Annotated in this window: 18 protein-coding genes and 1 tRNA gene; 8 read left to right on the top strand and 11 right to left on the bottom strand. The window is 71.3% G+C overall.

Going from position 1 to position 22,691, the window contains the following annotated elements; genetic code table 11:
• The first annotated feature begins 44 nt into the window (after nucleotides 1–44).
• Together ACWD4G_RS01120 and ACWD4G_RS01115 are read left to right on the top strand one after the other, a co-directional pair.
• Nucleotides 45–716 carry a FadR/GntR family transcriptional regulator gene (locus ACWD4G_RS01120; protein ID WP_451289967.1) on the top strand — a complete coding sequence of 224 codons (672 nt, stop codon included), beginning with the start codon at nucleotides 45–47 and terminating at the stop codon, nucleotides 714–716.
• A gap of 167 nt (nucleotides 717–883) precedes the next feature.
• The gene (locus ACWD4G_RS01115) at nucleotides 884–1,906 is read left to right on the top strand and encodes a PAC2 family protein (RefSeq protein ID WP_451289966.1); all 1,023 of its coding nucleotides are present in this window, start codon (nucleotides 884–886) and stop codon (nucleotides 1,904–1,906) included.
• A 183-nt stretch (nucleotides 1,907–2,089) separates the two neighbouring features.
• Here the strand turns inward: ACWD4G_RS01115 and ACWD4G_RS01110 are convergent, their stop codons facing one another.
• From ACWD4G_RS01110 to ACWD4G_RS01090, 5 genes are all read right to left on the bottom strand, one after another.
• A complete protein-coding gene (locus ACWD4G_RS01110; protein ID WP_451289964.1) occupies nucleotides 2,090–3,082 on the bottom strand; it encodes an SMP-30/gluconolactonase/LRE family protein in 993 nt (330 codons plus the stop codon).
• Nucleotides 3,083–3,340: 258 nt separating this feature from the next.
• Nucleotides 3,341–4,570, bottom strand: a complete 1,230-nt coding sequence (mshC, locus tag ACWD4G_RS01105) for a cysteine--1-D-myo-inosityl 2-amino-2-deoxy-alpha-D-glucopyranoside ligase (RefSeq protein ID WP_451289963.1) — start codon at nucleotides 4,568–4,570, stop codon at nucleotides 3,341–3,343.
• A gap of 340 nt (nucleotides 4,571–4,910) precedes the next feature.
• Complete coding sequence (locus ACWD4G_RS01100; RefSeq protein ID WP_451289962.1) at nucleotides 4,911–5,741, bottom strand: SCO1664 family protein; 831 nt, start codon at nucleotides 5,739–5,741, stop codon at nucleotides 4,911–4,913.
• A complete protein-coding gene (locus tag ACWD4G_RS01095) occupies nucleotides 5,705–6,295 on the bottom strand; it encodes a DUF3090 domain-containing protein (RefSeq protein WP_451289961.1) in 591 nt (196 codons plus the stop codon). The genes ACWD4G_RS01100 and ACWD4G_RS01095 overlap by 37 nt, the downstream gene beginning before the upstream one ends.
• Nucleotides 6,296–6,392: 97 nt before the next feature.
• Nucleotides 6,393–7,079 carry a histidine phosphatase family protein gene (locus tag ACWD4G_RS01090; protein ID WP_451289960.1) on the bottom strand — a complete coding sequence of 229 codons (687 nt, stop codon included), beginning with the start codon at nucleotides 7,077–7,079 and terminating at the stop codon, nucleotides 6,393–6,395.
• Between the two features lie 145 nt (nucleotides 7,080–7,224).
• On the opposite strand from ACWD4G_RS01090, the gene ACWD4G_RS01085 reads away from it, so the two are divergent.
• Nucleotides 7,225–8,220 (top strand): magnesium and cobalt transport protein CorA, encoded by a 996-nt coding sequence (locus ACWD4G_RS01085; RefSeq protein ID WP_451289959.1) that lies wholly within the window; start codon nucleotides 7,225–7,227, stop codon nucleotides 8,218–8,220.
• A 26-nt stretch (nucleotides 8,221–8,246) separates the two neighbouring features.
• Here the strand turns inward: ACWD4G_RS01085 and ACWD4G_RS01080 are convergent, their stop codons facing one another.
• Together ACWD4G_RS01080 and ACWD4G_RS01075 are read right to left on the bottom strand one after the other, a co-directional pair.
• Nucleotides 8,247–9,035: a ferritin-like domain-containing protein gene (locus tag ACWD4G_RS01080; RefSeq protein ID WP_451289958.1), complete on the bottom strand. Its 789-nt coding sequence runs from the start codon at nucleotides 9,033–9,035 to the stop codon at nucleotides 8,247–8,249.
• Between the two features lie 291 nt (nucleotides 9,036–9,326).
• A complete protein-coding gene (locus tag ACWD4G_RS01075) occupies nucleotides 9,327–10,382 on the bottom strand; it encodes an LLM class F420-dependent oxidoreductase (protein ID WP_451289957.1) in 1,056 nt (351 codons plus the stop codon).
• Between the two features lie 401 nt (nucleotides 10,383–10,783).
• Here ACWD4G_RS01075 and ACWD4G_RS01070 point away from each other — a divergent pair, with 401 nt between their 5' ends.
• Both ACWD4G_RS01070 and ACWD4G_RS01065 read left to right on the top strand, forming a co-directional pair.
• Entirely contained in the window at nucleotides 10,784–11,767 is a 984-nt protein-coding gene (locus tag ACWD4G_RS01070) for an aldo/keto reductase (protein WP_451289956.1), read from the top strand.
• The gene (locus tag ACWD4G_RS01065) at nucleotides 11,764–13,998 is read left to right on the top strand and encodes a helix-hairpin-helix domain-containing protein (RefSeq protein ID WP_451289955.1); all 2,235 of its coding nucleotides are present in this window, start codon (nucleotides 11,764–11,766) and stop codon (nucleotides 13,996–13,998) included. Before ACWD4G_RS01070 ends, ACWD4G_RS01065 begins: the two co-directional genes overlap by 4 nt.
• Before the next feature lie 175 nt (nucleotides 13,999–14,173).
• Here the strand turns inward: ACWD4G_RS01065 and ACWD4G_RS01060 are convergent, their stop codons facing one another.
• Nucleotides 14,174–14,866, bottom strand: coding sequence for a hypothetical protein (locus tag ACWD4G_RS01060; RefSeq protein WP_451289954.1), 693 nt, complete (start codon nucleotides 14,864–14,866; stop codon nucleotides 14,174–14,176).
• 48 nt (nucleotides 14,867–14,914) lie between these two features.
• Between ACWD4G_RS01060 and ACWD4G_RS01055 the strand changes: the two genes are divergently transcribed.
• Nucleotides 14,915–15,103 (top strand): DUF5703 family protein, encoded by a 189-nt coding sequence (locus ACWD4G_RS01055; RefSeq protein WP_005485166.1) that lies wholly within the window; start codon nucleotides 14,915–14,917, stop codon nucleotides 15,101–15,103.
• A 63-nt stretch (nucleotides 15,104–15,166) separates the two neighbouring features.
• Here the strand turns inward: ACWD4G_RS01055 and ACWD4G_RS01050 are convergent, their stop codons facing one another.
• The 3 genes from ACWD4G_RS01050 to ACWD4G_RS01040 all read right to left on the bottom strand — a co-directional run bounded on the left by ACWD4G_RS01050 (nucleotide 15,167) and on the right by ACWD4G_RS01040 (nucleotide 18,131).
• Nucleotides 15,167–16,201: a chaplin family protein gene (locus ACWD4G_RS01050; RefSeq protein ID WP_451289953.1), complete on the bottom strand. Its 1,035-nt coding sequence runs from the start codon at nucleotides 16,199–16,201 to the stop codon at nucleotides 15,167–15,169.
• Between the two features lie 144 nt (nucleotides 16,202–16,345).
• Nucleotides 16,346–16,579: a chaplin ChpH gene (gene chpH, locus ACWD4G_RS01045; protein ID WP_099965647.1), complete on the bottom strand. Its 234-nt coding sequence runs from the start codon at nucleotides 16,577–16,579 to the stop codon at nucleotides 16,346–16,348.
• A 226-nt stretch (nucleotides 16,580–16,805) separates the two neighbouring features.
• Nucleotides 16,806–18,131, bottom strand: a complete 1,326-nt coding sequence (locus tag ACWD4G_RS01040) for a M20/M25/M40 family metallo-hydrolase (RefSeq protein WP_451289951.1) — start codon at nucleotides 18,129–18,131, stop codon at nucleotides 16,806–16,808.
• Between the two features lie 201 nt (nucleotides 18,132–18,332).
• Between ACWD4G_RS01040 and ACWD4G_RS01035 the strand changes: the two genes are divergently transcribed.
• A tRNA-Leu gene (locus ACWD4G_RS01035) sits at nucleotides 18,333–18,417 on the top strand.
• Nucleotides 18,418–18,763: 346 nt separating this feature from the next.
• A complete protein-coding gene (locus tag ACWD4G_RS01030; protein ID WP_451289950.1) occupies nucleotides 18,764–22,630 on the top strand; it encodes a Pls/PosA family non-ribosomal peptide synthetase in 3,867 nt (1,288 codons plus the stop codon).
• The last annotated feature ends 61 nt before the right edge of the window (nucleotides 22,631–22,691 follow it).

Raw genomic sequence — 22,691 nt, 5'->3', positions numbered from 1 at the left:
TGGCCTGAGACATCGGATGTCTGAACGACAGGGAGGGTCCCGGTATGGCAGTGACCGACGAGGCGATCGAGAAGATCAAGGGAATGATCGTCTCCGGCGCGCTGCGCCCCGGCGACCGGCTGCCCAAGGAGAGCGAGCTGGCCGCCGATCTCGGACTGTCCCGCAACTCGCTGCGCGAGGCGGTGCGGGCCCTGTCGTTGATCCGCATCCTGGACGTACGGCAGGGCGACGGCACCTACGTCACCAGCCTGGACCCGCAGCTTCTCCTCGAAGCGCTGAGTTTCGTCGTGGACTTCCATCGCGACGACACGGTCCTGGAGTTCCTCGCGGTGCGCCGCATCCTGGAACCGGCCGCCACGGCGATGGCCGCCCTGCGCATCAGCGAGCAGCAACTGGACGCGCTGGGCGCCCAGTTGGACAAGCTCGGTACGGAGCCGTCGGTGGAGGAGCTGGTCGCCTGCGACCTGGAGTTCCACAAGGGCATCGTGCAGAGCTCCGGGAACTCGGTGCTCTGCTCCCTCCTCGACGGACTGTCGGGCCCGACGACCCGGGCCCGGGTCTGGCGCGGCCTCACCCAGGAGGACGCCGTCAGCCGCACCCTCCACGAGCACCGGGCCATCCTCGCCGCCCTCCGCGACCGTGACGCCGAGGCCGCCCGCTCCTGGGCGACGGTCCATATCGCGAGCGTGGAACAGTGGCTGCGGTCCTCGCTGTGAGCGATGGGTGAAGTTGATCACGTACAGCTCGGACCACCAACGGGTGTTTCAAGGCATTCGGCGGGGCAGTGATCCGTTCACTCCCCCGTGCAAGGGGGCTGCGGAGGCCCCCTGGGCACGCCGTAAGGTTGGGGCGTACGTGAGGGTTCGTCGGAAGGAGGCGCTGGGTGATCGAGCTGGAGGGGGTTCCCGAGCTGATCGACCCAGTCATGGTGGCCGCGTTCGAAGGCTGGAACGACGCCGGCGACGCCGCCTCCACCGCGGTCGCGCATCTGGACAGGGAGTGGAAGGGCGAGGTGTTCGCGGCGCTGGACGCCGAGGACTACTACGACTTCCAGGTCAACCGCCCCACGGTGTGGCTGGACGGCGGCGTACGGAAGATCACTTGGCCGACGACAAGGTTGTCGGTGGTCCGGGTCGGCGGTGAGAAGCCGCGCGATCTCGTGCTGGTCCGCGGTATAGAGCCGTCGATGCGGTGGCGCTCGTTCTGCAACGAACTACTCGGCTTCGCCCATGAGTTGGGTGTCGAGCTGGTCGTCATCCTGGGCGCGCTGCTCGGTGACACCCCGCACACCCGTCCGGTGCCGGTCAGCGGGGTCACGTCCGACCCCGATCTGGCGCGGCGCATGGATCTGGAGGAGACCAAGTACGAGGGCCCCACGGGCATCGTCGGCATCCTCCAGGAGGCGTGCACCCACGCGGGCGTCCCGGCCGTCTCGCTCTGGGCCGCCGTGCCGCACTACGTCTCCCAGCCGCCGAATCCCAAGGCCACACTGGCCCTCCTCAACCGCCTGGAGGACCTCATCGACGTACGCATCCCTCTGGGCGAGCTGTCCGAGGACGCGCGTGCGTGGCAGGTCGGGGTGGATCAGCTGGCCGCCGAGGACAGCGAGGTCGCCGAGTACGTCCAGACGCTGGAGGAGGCCCGGGACACCGCGGAGCTGCCGGAGGCGTCGGGCGAGGCGATCGCGCGCGAGTTCGAACGGTATCTGCGGCGCCGTGACGGGGGTGGTCCGGCGGGGTCCGGGCCGGCCGGGGGCCACGCCACCGACGGGGGTGACGGGGCGCCCGGTGGTGCGGGTACGTGGAATCTCCGGGACAACCCCGGGGGGCGGGCGCGACAGTCTCCTCCGGAGGTTGAGCCGGGGGTTGAGCCGGAGGCTGGTGACGAGGACGAGTCCGAGGGCTGACTACGTGACGGTGGGCGTTTGACGCTGCGCGGTCAGTGCGGGCTTGTTTGTGTGACGCTGCGCCGTTGGGGCTGGTCGCGCCCACGCGGCGGAGCCGCATATCGACACTGCCCCGCGCCCCTTTTTTCGGGGCTTCGCCCCTCAAAACGGGGCGCGGGGACCCTCAGTCCTTACAAGTGGCCCTCAGCGTTTCACCGCCACCACCGCGTATGTCGTGTCCGGGGTCGGGGTCGTGGTGAAGCGGGCGTTGGGGAGGTACAGCCTGTCGTTGTATGCCGCGACCGTGGTCGGGACGTCGAAGTCGGGGTCGGTGAGGCGGCCCTCGAAGATGCCGGTGCGGCCGTCGGAGGAGAGCTTGAAGACGTCGATCGCGTTCTGACGGTTCTGTACGACGTACAGGCGCCGTCCGAGGAGCAGCAGGCCGTCACCGTTGGTGAGGGGTGCCGCGTCGCCGAGGTCGACCAGTTCGGTGACGCCCGTCCTGGGGTCGACGCGATGCAGGGCGCCCACACCGGACTGGACGACGAGCAGCGCCCTGCCGTCGGGCGTGCGGGTGATGCCGTTGGCGTTGACGACCTCGCCCGGCACCTGGACCCAGTCACCGCTCAGTGTCAGCGTCACCGCGTCGTCCGCGTCCGGCAACTGCCCCTGTCGGCCCAGCGGGAGGGCGTAAAGCTGTGGCTGGAACGAGTCGGTGAACCACGCGGTGCGCGGCGTCAGGAAGACATCGTTGGCGAAGGTCGGCGTCTTGGTGGTGAGCGTGTACGACGCGAGGACCGCACCGGTGCGGACGTCCACGACCCGGGCGCCCTGACCGCGTCCGGCGACGAACAGCCGCCCCCGATCATCGAGTTTGAGGCCCACCGACGGTGTACCGGGGCCCGTCGAGATGATGCCGCCCTGGCCGGTGCGCAGATCGGCGCGGTAGATCGAGCCGTCGCCGAGTGAGCCCAGATAGGCGTACGGGCCGGCCCCGATGGTGATGCCCTCGGGGCGGAAGCCGCCCGGCAGCGGGATGAGGTCGGGCCAGGTCTTCTTGGCCGAGCCGGTGGTCCGGGAGGTCTCGGCGGCCTGTGCGTGCGACCCCACGAGCAGGGCGCCTGCGGTGGCGGCCGACGTCGCGAGCAGTCCACGCCGACTGAGGTGACGTGCGGAGGAGGAGAGCGGGGGTGCCACTGTTCGTCCCTTCCACGAGGGACCGGCAGCTGGCCGGTCCGGCTTTCAACTGACGCTGACACCCCATCACATGCCGACTGCCCCCGCAGCCCTTGGACATGCGACCGACAGCCTCTTGACAGTGTCACGACAGCTTCGCCCCGATGCTCCCGATGGTGCCGACGCGACAGGGTGCCCCCTCCGCCACGAGGGGGCGCCCTGTCGCCGTCACGCCGTGTGACACGTGCAACGGCTGAGCAGATTCGTTACTTCACAGCGTTACAGCGCTACGCCGAGGAGAGCGTCCACCGCACGCGATGCGACGCCGGGGGCGGACTCGTCCGTGCCGCCCCGCTCCCGCTGGAGTTCGGCCCAGCGGTCGACGGCGGCGAGGGCGGTCGGGGCGTCGAGGTCGTTCCCGAGGGCCGCGCGGATCTCCTCGACCAGCGCCTCGGCGGGCGGTCCGTCGGGGCGGGAGACGGCTGCGCGCCACCGGTCCAGCCGGGCGACGGCGTCCTGGAGCACCTGGTCGGTCCACTCCCAGTCGGCCCGGTAGTGGTGGGCCAGCAGCGCGAGGCGTATGGCGGCCGGGTCGACGCCGTCGCGGCGCAGCTTGGAGACGAAGACGAGATTGCCCTTGGACTTCGACATCTTCTCGCCGTCCAGCGCGACCATGCCCGCGTGGACGTACGCCTTGGCCATCGGGAACTCGCCGGTGAGCACCTGAGCGTGCGAGGCGCCCATCTCGTGGTGCGGGAAGGCGAGGTCGGAGCCGCCGCCCTGGATGTCGAAGCCCATGCCGAGGTGGTCGAGGGCGATGGCCACGCACTCGATGTGCCAGCCGGGGCGCCCGCGGCCCAGGGAGCCGCCGTCCCAGCTGGGCTCGCCCTCGCGGGCGGCCATCCACAGCATCGGGTCGAGCGGGTTCTTCTTGCCCGGACGGTCCGGGTCGCCGCCGCGCTCGGCGGACAGCAGACGCATCGCGGCGGCGTCGAGACCCGACACCTTGCCGAAGTCGGGGTCGGACTCGACGGAGAAGTAGATGTCACCGTCGAGCTCGTACGCGGCGCCCGCGTCCCGGAGGCGTTCGACGAGGGGAACGATGCCGGGGATGGCCTCGACCGCGCCGATGTAGTCCTGCGGCGGCAGCATCCGCAGTGCCGTCATGTCCTCACGGAAGAGGGCGGTCTCCTGCTCGGCGAGGGCCACCCAGTCGACGCCGTCGCGCTCGGCCCGCTCCAGCAGCGGGTCGTCGACGTCGGTCACGTTCTGGACGTAGTGAACCTGCCGCTTGGTGTCGAGCCACACGCGCTGAACGAGGTCGAACGCGTTGTAGGTCGCCGCGTGACCGATGTGGGTCGCGTCGTACGGGGTGATGCCGCAGACGTAGATACGGGCGACGGGACCGGGGTCGAGGGTGACCAGGCCGCCGGTCGCGGTGTCGTGGATCCTCAGGTCGCGGCCCTGACCGGGCAGGGCGGGGACCTCGGAAGGGGGCCAAGCATGCATGTACATGAGCCTAACCCGATGGCTCCGCCCTTAAGCCGGGGGCCTTGTGACTCGGGGGTTTTGCAGCGGCCCGGGGTTGGGACGCCCAAGGGCTCGGGGGTACGCCTTGTAATTGCGACTGCGGGTGGTACGTGGCTGGTCGCGCAGTTCCCCGCGCCCCTAAAAACGGGGCGCGACCCAGCTGCCACACGCTGACCTACCCAGCGCGGGCATCCGCCCTACCCGCCCCTGCTGCGGGCAATCGTGGCGCTGGGGCGGCGCCCGTCCCAAAGAGAGCGGCGCCTCGTAACCGCCGAGCCGCGGAACCCACGCCCTTGCCCGCTTCGAGAGACGGTGCCGCTCAGACCGGGGGCCACGGAATCGCCGGCCACTCCCCGCTCGGCTCCGGGTGCCGCCCGATCTTCAGGAGTGCGGCCACCCGGTCCCTCGTGGCCTCCACCTCCGCGCCCGTGATCAAGTCCGACAGACGGGTCGCCAGGGCCCCGCCCTCCCCCAGGCCGTCCCGCAGTCGCTCCAGGACGGCCACGGCCTCCTCCGTCAGGGACTCCCCCGCCCAGCCCCACAACAGCGTCCGCAGCTTGTTCTCCGCGTTGAAGGTCACCCCGTGGTCGATGCCGTACAAACGCCCCTCGGCGGCCGGCAGGAGGTGACCGCCCTTGCGGTCGGCGTTGTTGATGACCGCGTCCAGCACGGCGAGCCGGCGGAGACGGGCGTCGTCGGCGTGGACCAGGAGGGCCGTCCTGCCGTCGCCGACCTCGGCGAAGCCGATCGCCTTCCAGCCGTCCTCGGCCTCCTCACCGTCCACCAGGGCGAGGAGTTCGGAGCCGGGTACGCCCTCGATCCACAACTGGCACATGCCCTCGCCGTACGGGCCGTCGCGCAGGACCGTCGGAGGGATCAGACCCCAGCCGGTGGCCTCGGAGACCTCGTACGCGGCGACCTCCCGCTGGGCGAGGGTGCCGTCGGGGAAGTCCCACAGGGGGCGCTCACCGGCGACGGGTTTGTAGACGCAGGCGGCCTCCTGCCCGTCGTACGCGACCGAGCAGTACAGCACCGCGTTCGACGCCTCGCGCACCCGCCCCCGCACGGTCAGCTCACCGGCGGCGAGCAGCTCGGTCGTCGGTGTCGCGGAGGTCACGCCCCTCGGCGGTATCCGTTCTGGCGCGGACATACGTGTCCTTCCGGATCGAGCGGCAGGCTGCACAGCGGACACGGCGGCCGACCGGCGTTGACGACGTCGAGGGCGCGCTTGGCGAAGGCCCGGGCCTGGGTTCCGGTGAGGCGGACGCGGAGCATCGGCGGGCCGTTCTCCTCGTCCTGGAGCATTCGCTCCTCCGCCTCCGCGAGGTCCTCCTCGGAGTCGGCGTCCAACTCGACGAGGGCCTGGGCCTCGACGATCATGCGCTGCTCGTCGCCGTCCCAGGCCAGGGCCATGGTGCCGACCCGGAACTCCTCCTCGATGGGGGTTTCGAGCGGGGCGGTGTCGGACACCTCGGTGGGCGCGACGGCGGGCACCGCGGCGCTGCCGCCGCTGCGGCGCACCACTTCGTCGAGCAGTTCGTCCATACGCTCGGCGAGCGCGGCGACCTGGGTCTTCTCCAGGGACACGCTGGTGACGCGCTGCCCGGAGGAGGCCTGCAGAAAGAAGGTCCGGCGCCCGGGCAGCCCGACCGTACCGGCCACGAAGCGGTCCGGGGGGTCGTAGAGGAACACCTGACGGGACACGTCCTGTCTCCATTGGAATCGACATCGGGACCGGCCGCTTCGGCTGCTGACTGGATTCAGCGCCGCCGCGACCGCTTCACCCTACTGCGGTTGACGATCACGGTGCCCCCGCACCGCCCCCGACGGTCGCGTCACCGCTCGGGGGCTCCTCGCGCGGCATCAGGGACGCGAAGTCCCCGGTGTCGCCGAGTCGTACGAGAAACGGCCTCAGACGTGTGTAGCGGATCGCGGTGATGGAACACGGTTCGACAGAGATCCGCTGGAAGAGGTCCAGATGAAGTCCGAGTGCGTCCGCGACGAGCGACTTGATGATGTCGCCGTGCGAGCACATCAGATAGACGGCGTCGGAGCCGTGGTCGCGCTCCACGCGCGCGTTCCACTCCCGTACCGCCTCGGCGGCCCGGTGCTGCATCTCGCGCATCGACTCGCCGCCGGGGAACGCGGCGGCCGTGGGATGCGCCTGGACGACCTCCATCAGCGGCTCGTCCTTGAGCTCGGCGAGCTTGCGGCCGGACCAGTCGCCGTAGTCGCACTCGCCGATGCGGTCGTCGGTGTGCGGGCTCAGCTCCGGACGGGCGTCGAGGAGAGGCCGGAGCGTCTCCTGGCAGCGCCGCAGCGGGCTGGTGACGACCTCGGTTATGGGCAGCCCGGCGAGCCGGCCGGGCAGCGCCGCGGCCTGGGCGGCGCCGCGCTCGTCGAGCGCGACACCGGGCATCCGCCCGGCGAGCACTCCATCGGTGTTGGCGGTGGAACGTCCGTGCCGGACAAGGATCAACGTGGGCATGCCGCCCAGCGTAGACGCCCGCCCGCCGGCCGCCTGGGCCCTGTGGACAACCGGTCCGTGGAGAGCCGGCCCGCGAAGGGCCGAGCTGTGGACAACCGGCGTGCGCCATGAGTAAGCGGCGTGTCCCCCGAGGAAGGAATCTCCCGTGATCGTCGACTGTGCCGTCTACCGCGAGGGCCACCGCACCGAGAGCCCCGATGACCTCTCCGACGCCCTGGCCGCCGCCCGTGCCGTCGGCGGCTTTGTGTGGCTCGGGCTGCATGAGCCGACGGAGAAGGAGTTCGCCCTGGTCAGCGAGGAGTTCGCGCTGCACCCGCTGGCCGTCGAGGACGCCGTGAAGGCCCATCAGCGGCCCAAGCTGGAGGTGTACGAGGACTCTCTGTTCATGGTGCTCAAGCCGGTGGTGTACGAGCCCAGGAGCGACACGGTCGCCGCCGAGGAGATCATGATCTTCCTCGGTGACGCCTTCGTGGTGACCGTCCGCCACGGCGCCGGCTCACCGCTGGGTGTCGTACGACGCCGACTGGAGCAGGAGCCCGAACTGCTCGGCAAGGGGCCCACCGCCGTCCTGTACGCGATCACCGACGCCGCGGTCGACCACTACCTTGACGTGGCCACCGAACTCCAGACCGACCTGGAGGAGTTGGAGGCGGACGTCTTCTCCCCGGACGTCGGCGGCTCCCGGAACAGCGCCTCCCGGATCTACACCTTCAAACGCCAGGTCCTGGAGTTCCGCCGTGCCACGACTCCCCTGGCCACCCCCCTGGTCCGGCTCGCGGGCACCGGCAACACGGCCGCGCCGGTGCCCTTCGTCAACGAGAAGTCCCAGCCCTTCTTCCGCGATGTGAGCGACCACCTCGCGCGCGTGAACGACTCCGTGGAGGGCCTGGACCGGCTGGTGTCGGACATCCTGTCGGCCCAGTTGGCGCAGATGAGCGTCCGGCAGAACGACGACATGCGGAAGATCTCCGCGTGGGCGGCCATGGCGGCGCTCCCCACCATGGCCGCCGGTGTCTACGGCATGAACTTCGACCACATGCCCGAACTCCACTGGGTGTGGTCGTACCCCGCCCTGATGGCCCTGCTGGTCCTGGCGGAAGTACTGCTGTACCGGCTCTTCAAGCGGCGGGGCTGGATGTGAGACGGGTGTGGACGTGAGCTGCCGCCTCAGGCGAACTCGGGTGCCGTCGTCGCCGGGCCGCCCAGGGCGTCGAGGCGTTCGGGCATCGTGAGGGAGACCATGCGGCGCCAGCCGACGGCCCGTTCATAGACGTAGGTGGCCCGGATGCCCATGGCCAGGGCGGTGGACTTAGCCCTGGACCAGCCGAGGATGCGTCCCATGTGGGCCATCACGGCGAGGCTGACGTCCCGGTGGACGGCGATCTCGGCGAGCGCGCACTCGCGCAGCGTCCGCTGGATGAGGCGGCCGTGTCCGGCGGCGGCGAAGCGGAGGAGTTCCTCGTGGGTGTAGGCGAGGTGGTTGTCCTCGTCGTCGGAGATCATGCGGACGGCCTTGCCGATCTCCGGGTCGTCGGCGAAGTACGTGCGGAGCATCACCATCTGGTCGGCGGCCCGCTGTTCGGTGACGCGGCTGTGGGAGAGGTAGACGATGATGTCGTTCACCGTGAGCGACTGGTCGGCCTTGAGTTTCTCGTGCGCGAGACCGATGCCGTTGCGCTCCAGGAGCTTGGTGTAGTCGGTCTCCGGGGGGACCTCCACGGGCTTCAGTCCGCGCTTCTTCATCAGCGCGTTGAAGATCCGCCCGTGTTTGTCCTCGTCGGCGCCGTGCCGGGTGATCTTGGGGGCGAGTGCGCGTTCGCTCCGCGGGACGAGTGCGGCGATACGCGCGTTCTCCCAGCCGCCCTGGGACTCTCCGCTGGCGGCGATGGAGCAGAACAGTCGGAACGACTCGTCGTCGTCGACGATTTCCTGGAACAGACTCTTGGCCGAAAGCATCTGAGGCACCTCTCTGCGAGACCCTGCGAATCGAGTCAAATGGGGTACCAGGAGCCCGGCAACAGCTGTGTCGGACAAATCCGCCGAACGGAGGATGGCGGGGCGGCGAAGACGCGTAACCGAGCGGCCCGTGCCGCGTTGTCCCCCGTGACGGCCGTGGCGGGGAAGACCCCCGAGCCCCCACCACGGCCGTAGTGCTTTCCGGTTTCGCTCCGCTGGTTCTCGCCGCTGGCTCTCGCCGTTGGTCCTCGGCGGTGGTTCTCGCTGTTGGTCCTTGGCTATCGGCTTCGGCTATGCGAGGTTGGCGCGCTGCATGGCTTCGACGCCCGCCCGGAGCGAGGCGAGCCGCTCGTCGAGCGTGAAGCCGGCGGGGTTCAGCGTGAGCGTGGTGACGCCGGCCTCGGCGTACGCGGCCATCCGGTCGGCGATGCGTTCCACGGAGCCGAGCAGCGACGTCCGGTCGATCAGCTCGTGCGGGACGGCCGCGGCGGCACCCGTCTTGTCGCCGGCCAGGTACTTGTCCTGGATCTCGGCGGCCTCCTTCTCGAAGCCCATGCGCTGGGCGAGCTGGTTGTAGAAGTTCTGCTTGCGGCTGCCCATGCCGCCGACGTACAGCGCGGTGTACGGCCGGAACGCGTCGGCGAGAGCGGTGACGTCCTTGTCGTCGCCGAGGGAGATCGGCAGCGTCGGACACACGTCGAAGCCGTCGAGGCTCTTGCCGGCCTTCTCCCGGCCCGCGCGCAGATGCTTGACGGCCGTGTCCTCCAGGTGCGCGGCCGACGGGAAGATCAGCAGGGCACCGTCGGCGATCTCGCCGGTCTGCTCCAGGTTCTTCGGGCCGATCGCGGCGATGTAGAGGGGGATGTGCTCACGGGTCGGGTGCACGGTGAGCTTCAGCGGCTTGCCGGGGCCGCCGGGCAGCGGCAGCGTCCAGTGCTCGCCCTCGTACGCCAGCCGCTCCCGGGTCATCGCCTTGCGGACGATCTCGACATACTCGCGGGTGCGGGCGAGCGGCTTGTCGAACTTGACGCCGTACCAGCCCTCCGAGACCTGGGGGCCCGAGACGCCGAGCCCCAGCCGGAAACGGCCGCCGGACAACGAGTCGAGAGTCGCGGCGGTCATCGCGGTCATCGCGGGCTGGCGGGCCGGGATCTGGAAGATGGCGGAGCCCACGTCGATGCGTTCGGTCTTGGCGGCGACCCAGGTCAGCACGGTGGCCGCGTCCGAGCCGTACGCCTCGGCGGCCCAGCACACGGCGTAGCCCAGCCGGTCGGCCTCCTGGGCCACGGCGAGATTGTCCGCGTCCATTCCGGCGCCCCAGTAACCGAGGTTGATCCCGAGCTGCATGCCATCCCCTTACCGAGCGGTAACGTGCCCTTTGGGCGACGACAATAACGGTTCCGCCGTTTCCGGGGCCCCGCCCACACGGCGGAGCCGCATATCAGACACAGCCCCGCGCCCCTAAAAGACACGGCCCTGCGGGCCGAAAAGCACGGGGCGCAGCCCCTGCTTTTCAGGGGCGCGGGGAACTGCGCGACCAGCCCCCACCCACCCGCACCCGCCAACGAACCCCACCCCCGAGCTATAAGGCGCCAGGGGGTCGAAGGGGCGCAGCCCCTGGGGATGATGGGGGTCCCCCCCCCCGCTCGAACGAAGCTGAGAGTGGGGGAGGGTAGGGGCGGCGGGGGCGGAAATCGGTTGTCCACAGGCTCACACACGGTGAAGTCCGGCCAGTAATGTCGGCGGACATGGAGCAGAGGCATCTCGGCCGCACCGGCCTGCGCGTGTCCCGAATCGGGCTCGGCACCCTCACCTGGGGCCGCGACACGGACGAGCATGACGCCGCGGACATGTTGAAGGTGTTCTGGGAAGCGGGCGGCAGCCTCGTCGACACGGCGGACGTGTACGGCGACGGCGAGGCCGAATATCTGCTCGGGCAGCTGATGGACGGGCTGGTCCCCCGCCGTGACCTGGTCATCTCCACGAAGGCCGGCAGCGTCCCGGACCCCGACCGCCGTTTCGACGGCTCCCGTGGCCACCTGCTCTCCGCCCTCGACGCCTCCCTGGCCCGTCTCGGCACCGACTACGTCGACCTCTGGCACATCCACGCCTTCGACCCGGAGACCCCGTTGGAGGAGACCCTCCAGGCCCTCGATCTGGCCGTCAGCAGCGGCCGGGCCCGCTATGTCGGCGTCTCCAACTTCTGCGGCTGGCAGCTCGCCAAGGCCGCCACCTGGCAGCTCGCGGCACCGGGGATACGTACCCGCCTCGCCAGTACGCAGCTGGAGTACTCCCTGCTCCAGCGCGGCGTCGAACGCGAGGTGCTGCCCGCCGCGTTGGACCTCGGCGTCGGTCTGCTGCCGTCCTCGCCGCTGGGGCGCGGTGTGCTCACCGGCAAGTACCGGCACTCCACTCCCCCGGACTCGCGGGGCGGTTCGGAGCACATGGCGCCGTTCGTCGCGCCGTATCTCGACGACACCGCGAGCAGCATCGTGGACGCGGTGCAGACCGCCGCCGACGGGCTCGCCGTGACCCCGCTCCAGGTGGCGCTCGCCTGGGTGCGCGACCGGCCGGGCGTCGCCGCGCCCATCGTCGGCGCGCGCAACGCACTGCAGCTCACGGCCGCGTTGTCAGTGGAGACCCTTAGTCTTCCTGACGAGATCTGCCGGGCTCTCGACGATGTGTCGGCGCCCGTGCACCGCTATCCCGATCACGACTGGAGCACGCTGTGAGCACGGAGCCCGCGTCCACGGAGAACGAGGAGAACGCCGCTTCGGAGAGCGCCGCGTCCGAGAGCGCCGGGTCGGACAACGCCGGGTCGGAGGGCACCGCGGCCGACGGCGGGGCCTCGGAGGCGGCCAAGGCCGGTGACGGCGGCGGCGACGGTGGTGAGGGCGGCGCGGGCGATGTGTCCGAGGCTCAGGCCGAGTTGGCCGCGCAGCGGTTGGAGCGGGAGCGGATCGAGCGGCGGAAGGCGGAGAAGCAGGGGCCCATCGCCAGCGGGGGGAAGCTCAGCGGGACGGCTGCCGATCTGCTGGCCGCCGTACGGGCCGTGGAGGGCGGGCAGAAGCCCGCCGCCACCGTCTTCAGTGAGCCGGAGCCCGCGCCCCGACGCCCGGCGCCCGAGCCGGTGCGTGCGCCCCAGCCGGTGACGCCCGCGAGCGGTCCGGCGGCGCCCTCCGGGGAGACCGTCGAGGACGTGCGCGGTGTGCTGGTCGCGGGGGGTGCGCCGGAGGCGCTCGGCGCGCAGGTCGCCGAAGTGCTCGGGGAGGGGGCCGGCGATCGGCTCCGGGAAGATCCCTGGCAGTTGCTGCGGGTGCCCGGCGTACGGCCGGAGCAGGCCGACGGGTTCGCCCGGGCGCTGCTCGGCGCGGAGTGCGGGCCGGACGACGAGCGACGCGGCCGGGCGCTCACGGTGTGGCTGCTGGAACAGGCCGCCCTCGCCGGGCACACGGCGCTGGAGGCCCCGGCGCTGTCCGCCGCGCTCGCCCAGCGGTCCGTGCCCGACCCCGAGGCGGCCGTCCAGAACGCTGTCGCGGAGGGTGAGGCGCTGGTCTTCCAGGACGCCCTCGACGACGGGCCCGCCGGCGCCGCGACCACCGCCGCGCGCGAGGACGGCGACGAGGACGAGGAAGAGCCGGAGCGGCCCGTACGGGTGCTCATCGGGCTGGAGCGTCACGCGCTCGCCGAGGAGAGTCTCGCCGACGGGCTCGCCCGGATCGTGAACTCCCTGCCCAAGGAGGACACCAAGGAGGGCGCCACGGACTGGGCCTCGGCGGAGCGCTCGGCGCCACGGGCCGCCGTCGAGCTGATCCGTGCCGTCGCCGCGCACGGACTCGTCCTGCACACCGGCGGTGAGGCGGCCCGCGCGGAACCGGCGGCGCTGGTCACCGCCGCGCGGGCGCTGGGCCTGCGGGCGTACGCCGCCGCGCACAGCACGGACGGGAAGCGGCGGTTCGCGGCTCTCGTGGCCGGTGGTGAGGACGCCGAGGGTGACGGCGACGGTACGGCCGTGACCACCGTCGCCGGGCTGCTGTCCGGGGCGGAGGGTCCTGGGCGGGACGCCGACGGTGCGCCGGCCCTCGATCTGCTCGTCGTGCTGGACGCGCCGCAGCTCGACGTGGAGACGGCGGCCCTGCTGGTGGAGTCGTTGCCGGACGGGGCCCGGCTGGTGCTCAGCGGTGATCCGGGGGTGTTGTGGTCGGCCGGGCCCGGGCGGGTGTTCGCGGATCTGCTGGCCGCCCGTACGTGCCCCCAGGTGGCCTCTCGGACACCTGACCCGGGGCCCATCGGTGAGCTGGTCTCCGGGATCGGGATCGGGGAGCTGAACCAGGTCGACGCGCCCGGGAAGGAGGTCGTGATCGTGCCGGTGCGGGATGCCGGGGAGGCCGTGCATCGGACCGTTCAGCTCGTCGTCGATTCGGTGCCGAGAGCCTTCGGTGTCGCCGCCGAGCAGGTGCGGGTGATCACTCCCGGGCATGGTGGTGCGGCCGGGACGCGTGCGTTGAACGTCGCGCTCAAGGAACGGCTGAATCCCGGGCCGGGGCGGTTCGGGGGGTTCGATCCGGGTGACCGGGTCGTGTACTCGGCCGTGCCGGGGCGGGCGACCGCGGGGCGGGTGGTCAAGGCCGATGCCCAGGGGCTGCATCTGGAGTGTGCGGGGGGTGCCGTCGTCGTGGCGAAGGAGCGGGTGGAGCAGGCCGTGTGGCACGGGTGGGCCGTGACCGCGCACCAGGCCGTGGGGCAGCGGTGGCCGGCCGTGGTCGTGGTGTTGCCCGGGGACGCGGCGGCGGCGCTCAGCCGGCCCTGGGTGTATACCGCGTTCGGGCGGGCGGAGCGGCATCTGTCGGTTGTGCACGGCGTGGAGCAGGCGTTGGCCCGCGCGGTCGCGGAGGTCCCGGCGAAGCCTCGGACCACCCGGCTGCCGGTCCTGCTGAAGGCGCAGGTACCGGCGGCCGAGTGAGAGTGCGGCGGGGTGGGGGCCGAGCGGGGGCAGGGTTTCGTTTAGCGGCGCTTACAGCCGCGTCCCTCTGAGGCCGGAGGCCTCAGAGGGACGCGGGGAACTGCGCGAGCAACCACACACCACCCGCAGTCGCCTTACAGCAGGTACCCCCGAGCTACTGGGCGCCCGGCACCTGCTACCGGCGCTCCGCGTCCAGTGGTTCCAGGTCTTCCTCGTCGTCCAGTTCGAGGTCCAGGTCGTCCTCCAGCGATTCGGCCTCTTCCTCGTCCTCGTCGTCGAAGACCGCGCTGACGTCGAAGCGGCAGACGACGCGTTGGGGGTCGACCTGGTCGAAGGGGGCCTCCAGCCATTCACCGGGCTCGGTGGTGTCGTCGGCGGCGGTCACCCAGAGCGTGGAGTCGCCCTCCTCAAGGCCGAACTCCTTGTGGCGGGAGGCGATCTCGTCCGGTTCGTACTCCCCGAAGAGAACACCGAGCGCCCCGTGGACGGTGGGCGACGCCCCGTCGGAGACGGCCGGCTCCTCCGCGGCCTCCACCCGCTGCGCCTGGGCCAGCAGCCGCTGCGGCTCGGCCACCGTGTAGTCCCGGCGGATCAGCACACTGAGCGCGCCGGGTTCCTCGGGGCCGGTGTACGGCGGCATGTCCTCCGTGCCGGGGATCTCGAAGGGAGTGACCTCGTCGTAGCGGTCGTAGAGCAGTTCGTCGTACTCCTCGGCGGCGGCGGCCAGCTCGTTGAACGCTTCGTAGACGGCCGGGTCGTCCTCGCCCGTCCTCTGCTCGACAGCCGCGAGATGGCGGTCGAGCGCGGTCTTGACCGCCTCGGCGGCGGCGCGTACCTCGGCAGCGGTGGGCTGCGCAGCATCAGACATAGTGCAGACGCTATCCGTATGGGGCCCCAGCCCGCACAATAGATACCGATGCCGGAATACGAATTTGTCGACGTGTACGTACCTCGCGGGGTCTCCCGCAAGGACGCCACACGCCTGCTGACGGACCATGCCGAGTACGGACACTGGGAGTTGGACCGACTGAGCCTGCTGCGCGATGGCAGCCGCAGGGTGCGGTTGCGCCGACGGATCATCCGCCAGGTGCGCGCCACGTGGTAGGTGGGCAGATCGAAACGGAGCGGGCCCCGCTGATGCGGGGCCCGCTCCGTTTTCCCCGTACGGCTACTGGGCCGCGGCCTTGGCCTTGCGGTAGATCAGGGCGCCGCCGATCAGCGTGCCCGCGCCCACCGAGAACGCGAGGCCGAGCGGGAGTTCGGCGCCGGTCTGGGCGAGCGCCCCGACCACGTCGGGCTCGGTGACGGTCTGCGTACCCGGGGTGTTGGTGTCGCCGCCGGGCACCTCCTCGCCCGGCTTGCCCGGCTGACCGGGGTTGCCCGGCTCGCCCGGCTGCCCCGGCTGCTCGGGCAGTTGCGGGGCCGGCTGTCCGGGCTCGGTCGGCGGGTTGTGCTGGTTGCCGCCAGGGATCTCGTGCGCCCCTCCGCCGCCCGAGTTCCCGCAGTCGCTGTCCGTGACCCCGTTGCCGATCCCGACCACGCTGACGCTGTTGCCGCACACGTTGACCGGCACGTTCACCGGGGCCTGGATGGTGTTGCCGGAGCCCACGCCCGGTGAATCGCTCGTGTACCCGTCGGCGTGGGAGCCGCCGTGCGACGACCCGTAGCCGCCGTCGCCGCCTGAGTGACCACCGCCGTGGTGACCGCCGCCGTTGCCGCCCCCGCCGTTGGAACAGTCGTTGCCCACGGCCGTGTTGCCGACGCCGATGATGTTGACGCTGTTGCCGCAGACGTTGACCGGCGCGTGGATGGGCGCCTGGACGGTGTTGCCGGAGAGCACACCCGGCGAGTTGGTGGCGTGCCCGTCCGCTTGGGAGCCACCGCCGTACGACGAGCCGTGGCCGCCGCCCTGGTGACCGCCGCCGTGGCCGCCGCCGGGCTTGGCGTGCTTGCCGCCCCCGCCGCCGTTGGAGCACTTGTTGCCCGCCGCCGGGTTGAGCAGGCCGACCACGTTGACGGTGTTGCCGCAGACGTTGACCTCGGCTTCGACCGGCGCCTGGACGGTGTTGCCGGAGAGCACACCCGGCGAGTTGGTGGCGGAGCCCTGGGCGCCGGAGTCGGCGTGGGCGGTTCCGCCGACCGCGGCGAGTACGCCGGAGGCCGCCGCCACCGTCATGAGGCCTTTGCGGGTGACCTGTCGCATTGCTGATTTACCTGCCTTCGACGTTGTACCTTGATCTACTTTTCCGACTTTCGCGCCTTTTCTCGGAGACCAGTCGGCCCCGGAGTGCATGGCGCGCACTCCGGGGCCGACGGTTATCGAACCCTTATCGGGTGAGGCACAACGTCACTTGTTGATGCAGGTGTTGCCGAAGGCGGGGTTCAGCAGCCCGATCACGTTGATCGTGTTGCCGCACACGTTCACGGGGACGTGAACGGGCACCTGGACGACGTTGCCGGACGCGACACCCGGGGAACCGATGGCGGCACCCTGGGCACCGGCGTCGGCGACAGCCAGGCCCGCACCCGCGAGCACCAGACCACCGGTGGCAGCCGCAGCAGCGACGACCTTCTTGATCATTATTCCTCCTTGTTGGCAAAGCGGCCCGTAGTAGCGAGTCGCATCACCTGTAACGAGGAGGGAGTAATGGAGCTACGAGCTTATGGTCCGATTCACCCGCTCCGGTCGGCCCTCGTACGCGCTGCCGAATAGTGAAGTCTCGTTTCAGCGCACAATTCCGGACAGAACACGGCTGGTTCCGGCTGGTTCGGAATGTTTCAAAGCCGTGGGGAGGGTGCGGGGAAATTCAGGACGCGTCGATGAACCGGTCGAGGACGCGGACCCCGAACTTCAGCCCCTCCACCGGCACCCGCTCGTCGACGCCGTGGAACATGCCCGCGAAGTCCAGCTCCGGCGGCAGCTTGAGCGGGGCGAAACCGAAGCCCCGGATACCGAGGTCGTCGAAGGACTTGGCGTCGGTGCCGCCGGAGAGCATGTAGGGGACGGCCTTGGCGGTCGGGTCCTCGGCGATCAGCGCGGACTGCATGGCCTCGACGAGCGCCCCGTCGAAGGAGGTCTCCAGCGCCTTGTCGGCGTGGACGTCCTCGCGGCGCACCTTGGGGCCGAGCAGCCGGTCGAGGTCGGCGAGGAACTCCTCCTCGTAACCGGGCAGGAACCGTCCGTCGATGTGCGCGGTGGCCTCGCCCGGGATGACGTTGACCTTGTAACCGGCGCCGAGCTGGGTGGGGTTGGCGGTGTTGCTGAGGGTCGCGCCGATGAGCTTGGCGATACCGCCGAGCTTGGCGAGGGTGCCCTCCATGTTCTCCGCGTCGAGTTCGGTGCCGAGCGCGTCGCCGAGTTCGTCGAGGAAGGCGCGGGTGGTCTTGGTGACCCGGACGGGGAACGTGTGCCGGCCGACGCGGGCGACGGCCTCCGAGAGTTCGGTGATGGCGTTGTCCCGGTGGATCATCGAGCCGTGCCCGGCGGTCCCGGCCACGGTCAGCTTCATCCAGTGCATGCCCTTCTCGGCCGTCTGGATCAGATAGAGCCGCCGCTCCTCGCTCACCGTGAACGAGAAACCGCCGACCTCACTGATCGCCTCGGTGACGCCCTCGAAGAGATCGGCGTGGTTCTTCACCAGGTGCTTGGCGCCGTAGGTGCCGCCGGCCTCCTCGTCGGCGAGGAAGGCGAGGACGATGTCGCGCGGGGGCCTGCGGCCGCTGCGCAGCCGGTCGCGGACGACCGCGAGGGTCATCGCGTCCATGTCCTTCATGTCGACCGCGCCCCGGCCCCAGACGCAGCCGTCGGTGACCTCACCGGCGAAGGGGTGGTGGGTCCAGTCGTCGGCGTTGGCCGGGACCACGTCCAGGTGGCCGTGGATGAGCAGCGCGGGCCGGGACGGGTCCTCGCCCTCGATACGGGCCACCGTGGAGGCGCGGCCCGGGTGCGACTCGAAGATCCTCGGTTCGAGCCCCACCTCGGCGAGCTTCTCCGCGACGTACTCGGCGGCCACGCGCTCGCCCGGGCCCGAGTGGTCGCCGTAGTTGCTGGTGTCGATCCGGATCAGCTCGCGGCAGAGGTCGACGACCTCGTCCTCGCCGGTCACGTGCCTGGCCGTGTCCGTGTCGCTCACGCTGGTTCCTCCCGCTGTCGCTGCTGGTGGTTCCCCCTCATCCTCCTCCTGCCCCGCCCGTCGCCCCAAGAGCCGGACCGTCCCGTAACACGGCGTTCACCACCTCCCGGTCCCAGGGAACGGGGTGTGATCGGGGGCCCTCCAAAGCCTGGTAGTGTTTCCTTCGTCGCCGCGGGGGAAACCCCGCACGACAGACACCTTGTCCGGGTGGCGGAATGGCAGACGCGCTAGCTTGAGGTGCTAGTGCCCTTTATCGGGCGTGGGGGTTCAAGTCCCCCCTCGGACACTTCAGAGATATCGATCGGGCCCCCGAGGCTGACGAAAGTCACCGCGGGGGTCCGTTTCTGTTCGCGGTGGAGCGCCGGTGCGCGCGCCCCGCATCCGCCGTCTTCCACCGGCCTGCAACAACTGTGGGCGACATCTCCTTCGGCGGGTAAAGCCACAGGTCAGATGGGGTGTCTCCGCACATTCCGGCTGCTGAACGGATGCCTCCGCTTGGCCCATACGACGCGCTGTAGTCACCCCGGCACTAAAGTATTGGGCTTGTTCGCGCCGGGACGGAAACATCCCCAGGCAGACCTGTGGGCCCGCCGGCGCTCCCGGATGGTCCGGGTTCGAGAGGCGAGGAACCGATGGCCGCCGTTTACGAAAGTCCCAGCCTCACGCTGCTCGACGGAGAACTGACCGGGGGATTCGACGGGTTCGCGCGCTTCACGGCGGGGCAGGCGGCGGCGCCGCGCACGCTCGTCGACGTCTTCGAGGCGTCCGTACGCTCCTACCCGGACGAGCCCGCGCTCGACGACGGAAAGCGCCGCCTCACCTACCGGGCGCTTGCCGCCGAGGTGGGGACCCTGCGGCGGAAGCTGGCCGCCGCCGGCGTCGGACTCGGCGACCGGGTCGGCGTCCGAGTCCCGTCCGGCACCAACGACCTGTACGTGGCGATCCTCGCCGTCCTCGCGGCCGGTGCCGCCTATGTCCCCGTGGACGCCGAGGACCCCGACGAGCGGGCCGAGCTGGTGTTCGGGGAGGCGGAGGTACGGGCGGTCGTCGGCGCCGGGCACACGATCACCGTGCAGGGCGCCTCGGACGCACCGGCCGGGCGGCCCGGTGTCGAGCACGACGCGTGGATCATCTTCACCTCCGGGTCGACCGGCAAGCCCAAGGGTGTCGCCGTCAGCCATCGCAGTGCCGCCGCGTTCGTGGACGCCGAGGCCGAGCTGTTCCTCACCGAGGAGCCCATCGGGCCCGGCGACCGGGTGATGGCGGGTCTGTCGGTGGCCTTCGACGCGTCCTGCGAGGAGATGTGGCTGGCCTGGCGGTACGGGGCCTGTCTGGTGCCGGTGCCGCGTTCCCAGGTCAGGAGCGGCGCCGACCTCGGGCCCTGGCTGGTCGAGCAGGAGATCACCGTCGTCTCCACCGTGCCGACCCTGGCCGCCCTCTGGGAGCCGGACACCCTCACCGACGTCCGGCTGCTGATCTTCGGCGGTGAGGCCTGCCCGCCGGAGCTGACCCAGCGGCTGGTGACCGAGGGACGCGAGGTCTGGAACACCTACGGGCCGACCGAGGCCACCGTCGTGGCCTGTGCCTCGCTCATGACCGGTGAGGAGCCGATCCGGATCGGGCTGCCGCTGAACGGCTGGGAGCTGGCCGTCGTCGACGAGGCCGGGGAGCCGGTGCCGATGGGCAGCAGCGGACAGCTGGTGATCGGCGGTGTGGGGCTCGCCCGGTATCTCGACGCCGAGAAGGACGCGGAGAAGTACGCGCCGCTGGAATCCCTCGGCTGGGAGCGGGCGTATCGCAGCGGTGATCTCGTCAAGGCCGAGCCGGAGGGGCTGGTCTTCCTCGGGCGGGCCGATGAGCAGATCAAGCTCGGGGGTCGCCGGATCGAGTTGGGCGAGGTCGACGCGGCCCTCCAGGCCCTGCCCGGTGTCGCCGGCGCGGCGGCGGCCGTACGGACCGCGCGCGGCGGCAACCAACTGCTCGTGGGTTATGTCGTCACGCAGGAGGGGTGGGACCAGCCGGCGGCCGTGGAGAAGTTGCGGGCCGAGCTGCCCGCCGCGCTGGTGCCGCTGCTGGCGCCCGTGTCCGAGTTGCCGACCCGGACCTCCGGCAAGGTCGACCGGAACGCGCTGCCGTGGCCGCTGCCCGAGTTGGAGAGCGCCGGGCCCGCCGAGGAGCTGTACGGAACCGAGGCGTGGCTCGCGGAGCAGTGGGCCGAGGTGCTCGGGGTGCCGGTGGGCGGCGCGGAGGACGACTTCTTCGCGATCGGCGGTGGCAGTCTGGCCGCCGCCCAGCTGACGACCAGGCTGCGCGTCCGCTACCCGAGCGTGGCCGTGCTGGACATCTACCAGCGGCCGACCCTGCGCAAGCTGGCCCGGTATCTGGAGGAGTCGGGCCAGGAGGACGGGGCCCGGCGCACGGTGACTCCCGTGCCGGTGCGGGCGCGGATCGTGCAGTCGTTGCTGCTGCTCCCCCTCTTCACGCTGCTCGGCATGCGCTGGTTCGTGCCCCTGGCGGCGTTCGGGAACCTCCTCGGGTCGTACGCCTGGCTGCCGACCGCTCCCTGGTGGGCCGTCGGGGCGGGGGCCCTGCTGTTCTTCACTCCGCCGGGGCGGCTCGCGATCGCCGCGGGCGGTGCCCGGCTGCTGCTGCGGGGCGTCCAGCCCGGCCGGTACGCGCGCGGCGGGAGCGTGCACCTCAGGCTCTGGACGGCCGAACGGCTCGCCGAGTTCTCCGGAGCGACCTCGCTGACCGGGGTCTGGCTGGAGCGGTACGCCCGTGCCCTGGGTGCCAAGGTCGGCGCCGATGTCGATCTGCACACGCTGCCGCCGGTGACCGGGCTGCTCAAGCTCGGGCGGGGCGCGGCCGTGGAGTCCGAGGTGGACCTCTCCGGGTACTGGCTGGACGGGGACCGGCTGGAGATCGGCGCCATGAAGGTGGGCGCCGGGGCCGTGGTCGGGACGCGGAGCATGCTGCTGCCGGGCGCCCGGGTCGGCAAGCGGGCCGAGGTCGCGCCCGGTTCCGCCGTAGCCGGGCAGATCCCCACCGGACAGCGCTGGGCCGGCGCCCCCGCCGTCAAGCTGGGCAAGGCCAAGCGGAACTGGCCCGAGCAGCGCCCGCAGCGGGGCCTGTTCTGGCGGGCCCTCTACAGCGCGACCGGCATCGGACTGACCGCGCTGCCGCTGATCGCCCTGGCCGCCGCACTCGCCGTCGTCTCCCTGTTCGTGTCACCGGAGGCCGGGCTCGGCGAGGCCCTGCGGGGCACCGCCCTCGCGCTCGTCCCCGCCACCCTCGCCTTCGGCGCCGCCTACGCGCTGCTGCTCCTGGTCTCCGTACGGCTGCTGAGCCTGGGGCTGCGCGAGGGCGCGCATCCCACGCACAGCAGGGTCGGCTGGCAGGCCTGGACGGTCACGCAACTGATGGACCGCTCGCGCGAGACCCTGTTCCCGCTGTACGCCGGTCTGGTGACGCCGGTGTGGCTGCGGCTGCTCGGGATGCGGATCGGGCGGGGCGCCGAGGTGTCCACGGTTCTGGCGCTGCCGAGTCTGACGACCGTCGGTGACGGGGCGTTCCTCGCGGACGACACGCTGACCGCGCCGTACGAGCTGGGCGGTGGCTGGATGCGGATCGGGCGGGCCGAGATCGGGCGGCGGGCGTTCCTCGGGAACTCCGGGATGACCGCGCCGGGCCGCTCGGTCCCCGACGGCGGGCTCGTGGGTGTGCTGTCGGCGACGCCGAAGAAGGCCAAGAAGGGCAGCTCGTATCTGGGGCTGCCGCCGGTGAAGCTGCCCCGGGCGGCGGCCGACGCCGACCAGAGCCGCACCTATGAGCCGCCCGCGCGGCTGCTGTGGGCGCGGGCCCTGGTGGAGCTGTGCCGGATCGTTCCCGTGTTCTGCTCGGCCGGGCTGGCGGTGCTGACCGTGGCCGCGCTGAGCGCGCTCGGCGGGTGGGCGTGGCTGCTCGCCGGTGTGGTGCTGCTGGGCGCGGGGGCCGTGGGTGCGCTGCTCTCGATCGTCGCGAAGTGGCTGCTGGTGGGACGTCACCGCGCCGGTGAGCATCCGCTGTGGAGCGGTTTCGTGTGGCGCAACGAGCTGGCGGACACCTTCGTGGAGGTGCTGGCCGTGCCGTGGCTGGCCGGGTCCGTGCCCGGAACGCCGCTGATGAACGCCTGGCTGCGCGGGCTCGGTGCCCGGATCGGCAAGGGGGTGTGGGTGGAGAGCTACTGGCTGCCGGAGACGGATCTGGTGGTCCTCGGCGACGGTGCCACGGTGAACCGGGGGTGTGTGCTCCAGACCCACCTCTTCCACGACCGGATCTTGCGGACGGATACTGTGGAACTCCGTGAGGGTGCCACCCTGGGCCCGGGCGGAATCGTCCTGCCCGGCAGCGTGGTCGGGGCCCGCACCACGCTGGGGCCGGCGTCGCTGGTCATGGCCGCGGAGTCCGTTCCCGACGACACCCGGTGGCTGGGCAACCCCATCGAGGCATGGCGACGCTGAAGGCGGCCCACGCCGCCTCGGGGGACCATGGAACCTCGGGGGACCATGGAAGTCGTACGAG

This window comes from Streptomyces sp. NPDC002643 (genome assembly GCF_053592555.1).
The sequence above is the reverse complement of the archived record's forward strand: the minus strand, read 5'-3'. Positions and strand labels throughout refer to the sequence as shown.

Excerpts from the sequence above, each read along its gene's own strand:
- ACWD4G_RS01080 (WP_451289958.1), bottom strand. The coding sequence starts at position 9,035 with ATGCTTTCGGCCAAGAGTCTGTTCCAGGAAATCGTCGACGACGACGAG.
- ACWD4G_RS01070 (WP_451289956.1), top strand. The coding sequence starts at position 10,784 with ATGGAGCAGAGGCATCTCGGCCGCACCGGCCTGCGCGTGTCCCGAATC.
- ACWD4G_RS01055 (WP_005485166.1), top strand. The coding sequence starts at position 14,915 with ATGCCGGAATACGAATTTGTCGACGTGTACGTACCTCGCGGGGTCTCC.
- ACWD4G_RS01100 (WP_451289962.1), bottom strand. The coding sequence starts at position 5,741 with ATGTCCGCGCCAGAACGGATACCGCCGAGGGGCGTGACCTCCGCGACA.
- ACWD4G_RS01090 (WP_451289960.1), bottom strand. The coding sequence starts at position 7,079 with ATGCCCACGTTGATCCTTGTCCGGCACGGACGTTCCACCGCCAACACC.
- mshC (WP_451289963.1), bottom strand. The coding sequence starts at position 4,570 with ATGCATGCTTGGCCCCCTTCCGAGGTCCCCGCCCTGCCCGGTCAGGGC.
- ACWD4G_RS01030 (WP_451289950.1), top strand. The coding sequence starts at position 18,764 with ATGGCCGCCGTTTACGAAAGTCCCAGCCTCACGCTGCTCGACGGAGAA.
- chpH (WP_099965647.1), bottom strand. The coding sequence starts at position 16,579 with ATGATCAAGAAGGTCGTCGCTGCTGCGGCTGCCACCGGTGGTCTGGTG.
- ACWD4G_RS01120 (WP_451289967.1), top strand. The coding sequence starts at position 45 with ATGGCAGTGACCGACGAGGCGATCGAGAAGATCAAGGGAATGATCGTC.
- ACWD4G_RS01060 (WP_451289954.1), bottom strand. The coding sequence starts at position 14,866 with ATGTCTGATGCTGCGCAGCCCACCGCTGCCGAGGTACGCGCCGCCGCC.
- ACWD4G_RS01075 (WP_451289957.1), bottom strand. The coding sequence starts at position 10,382 with ATGCAGCTCGGGATCAACCTCGGTTACTGGGGCGCCGGAATGGACGCG.
- ACWD4G_RS01050 (WP_451289953.1), bottom strand. The coding sequence starts at position 16,201 with ATGCGACAGGTCACCCGCAAAGGCCTCATGACGGTGGCGGCGGCCTCC.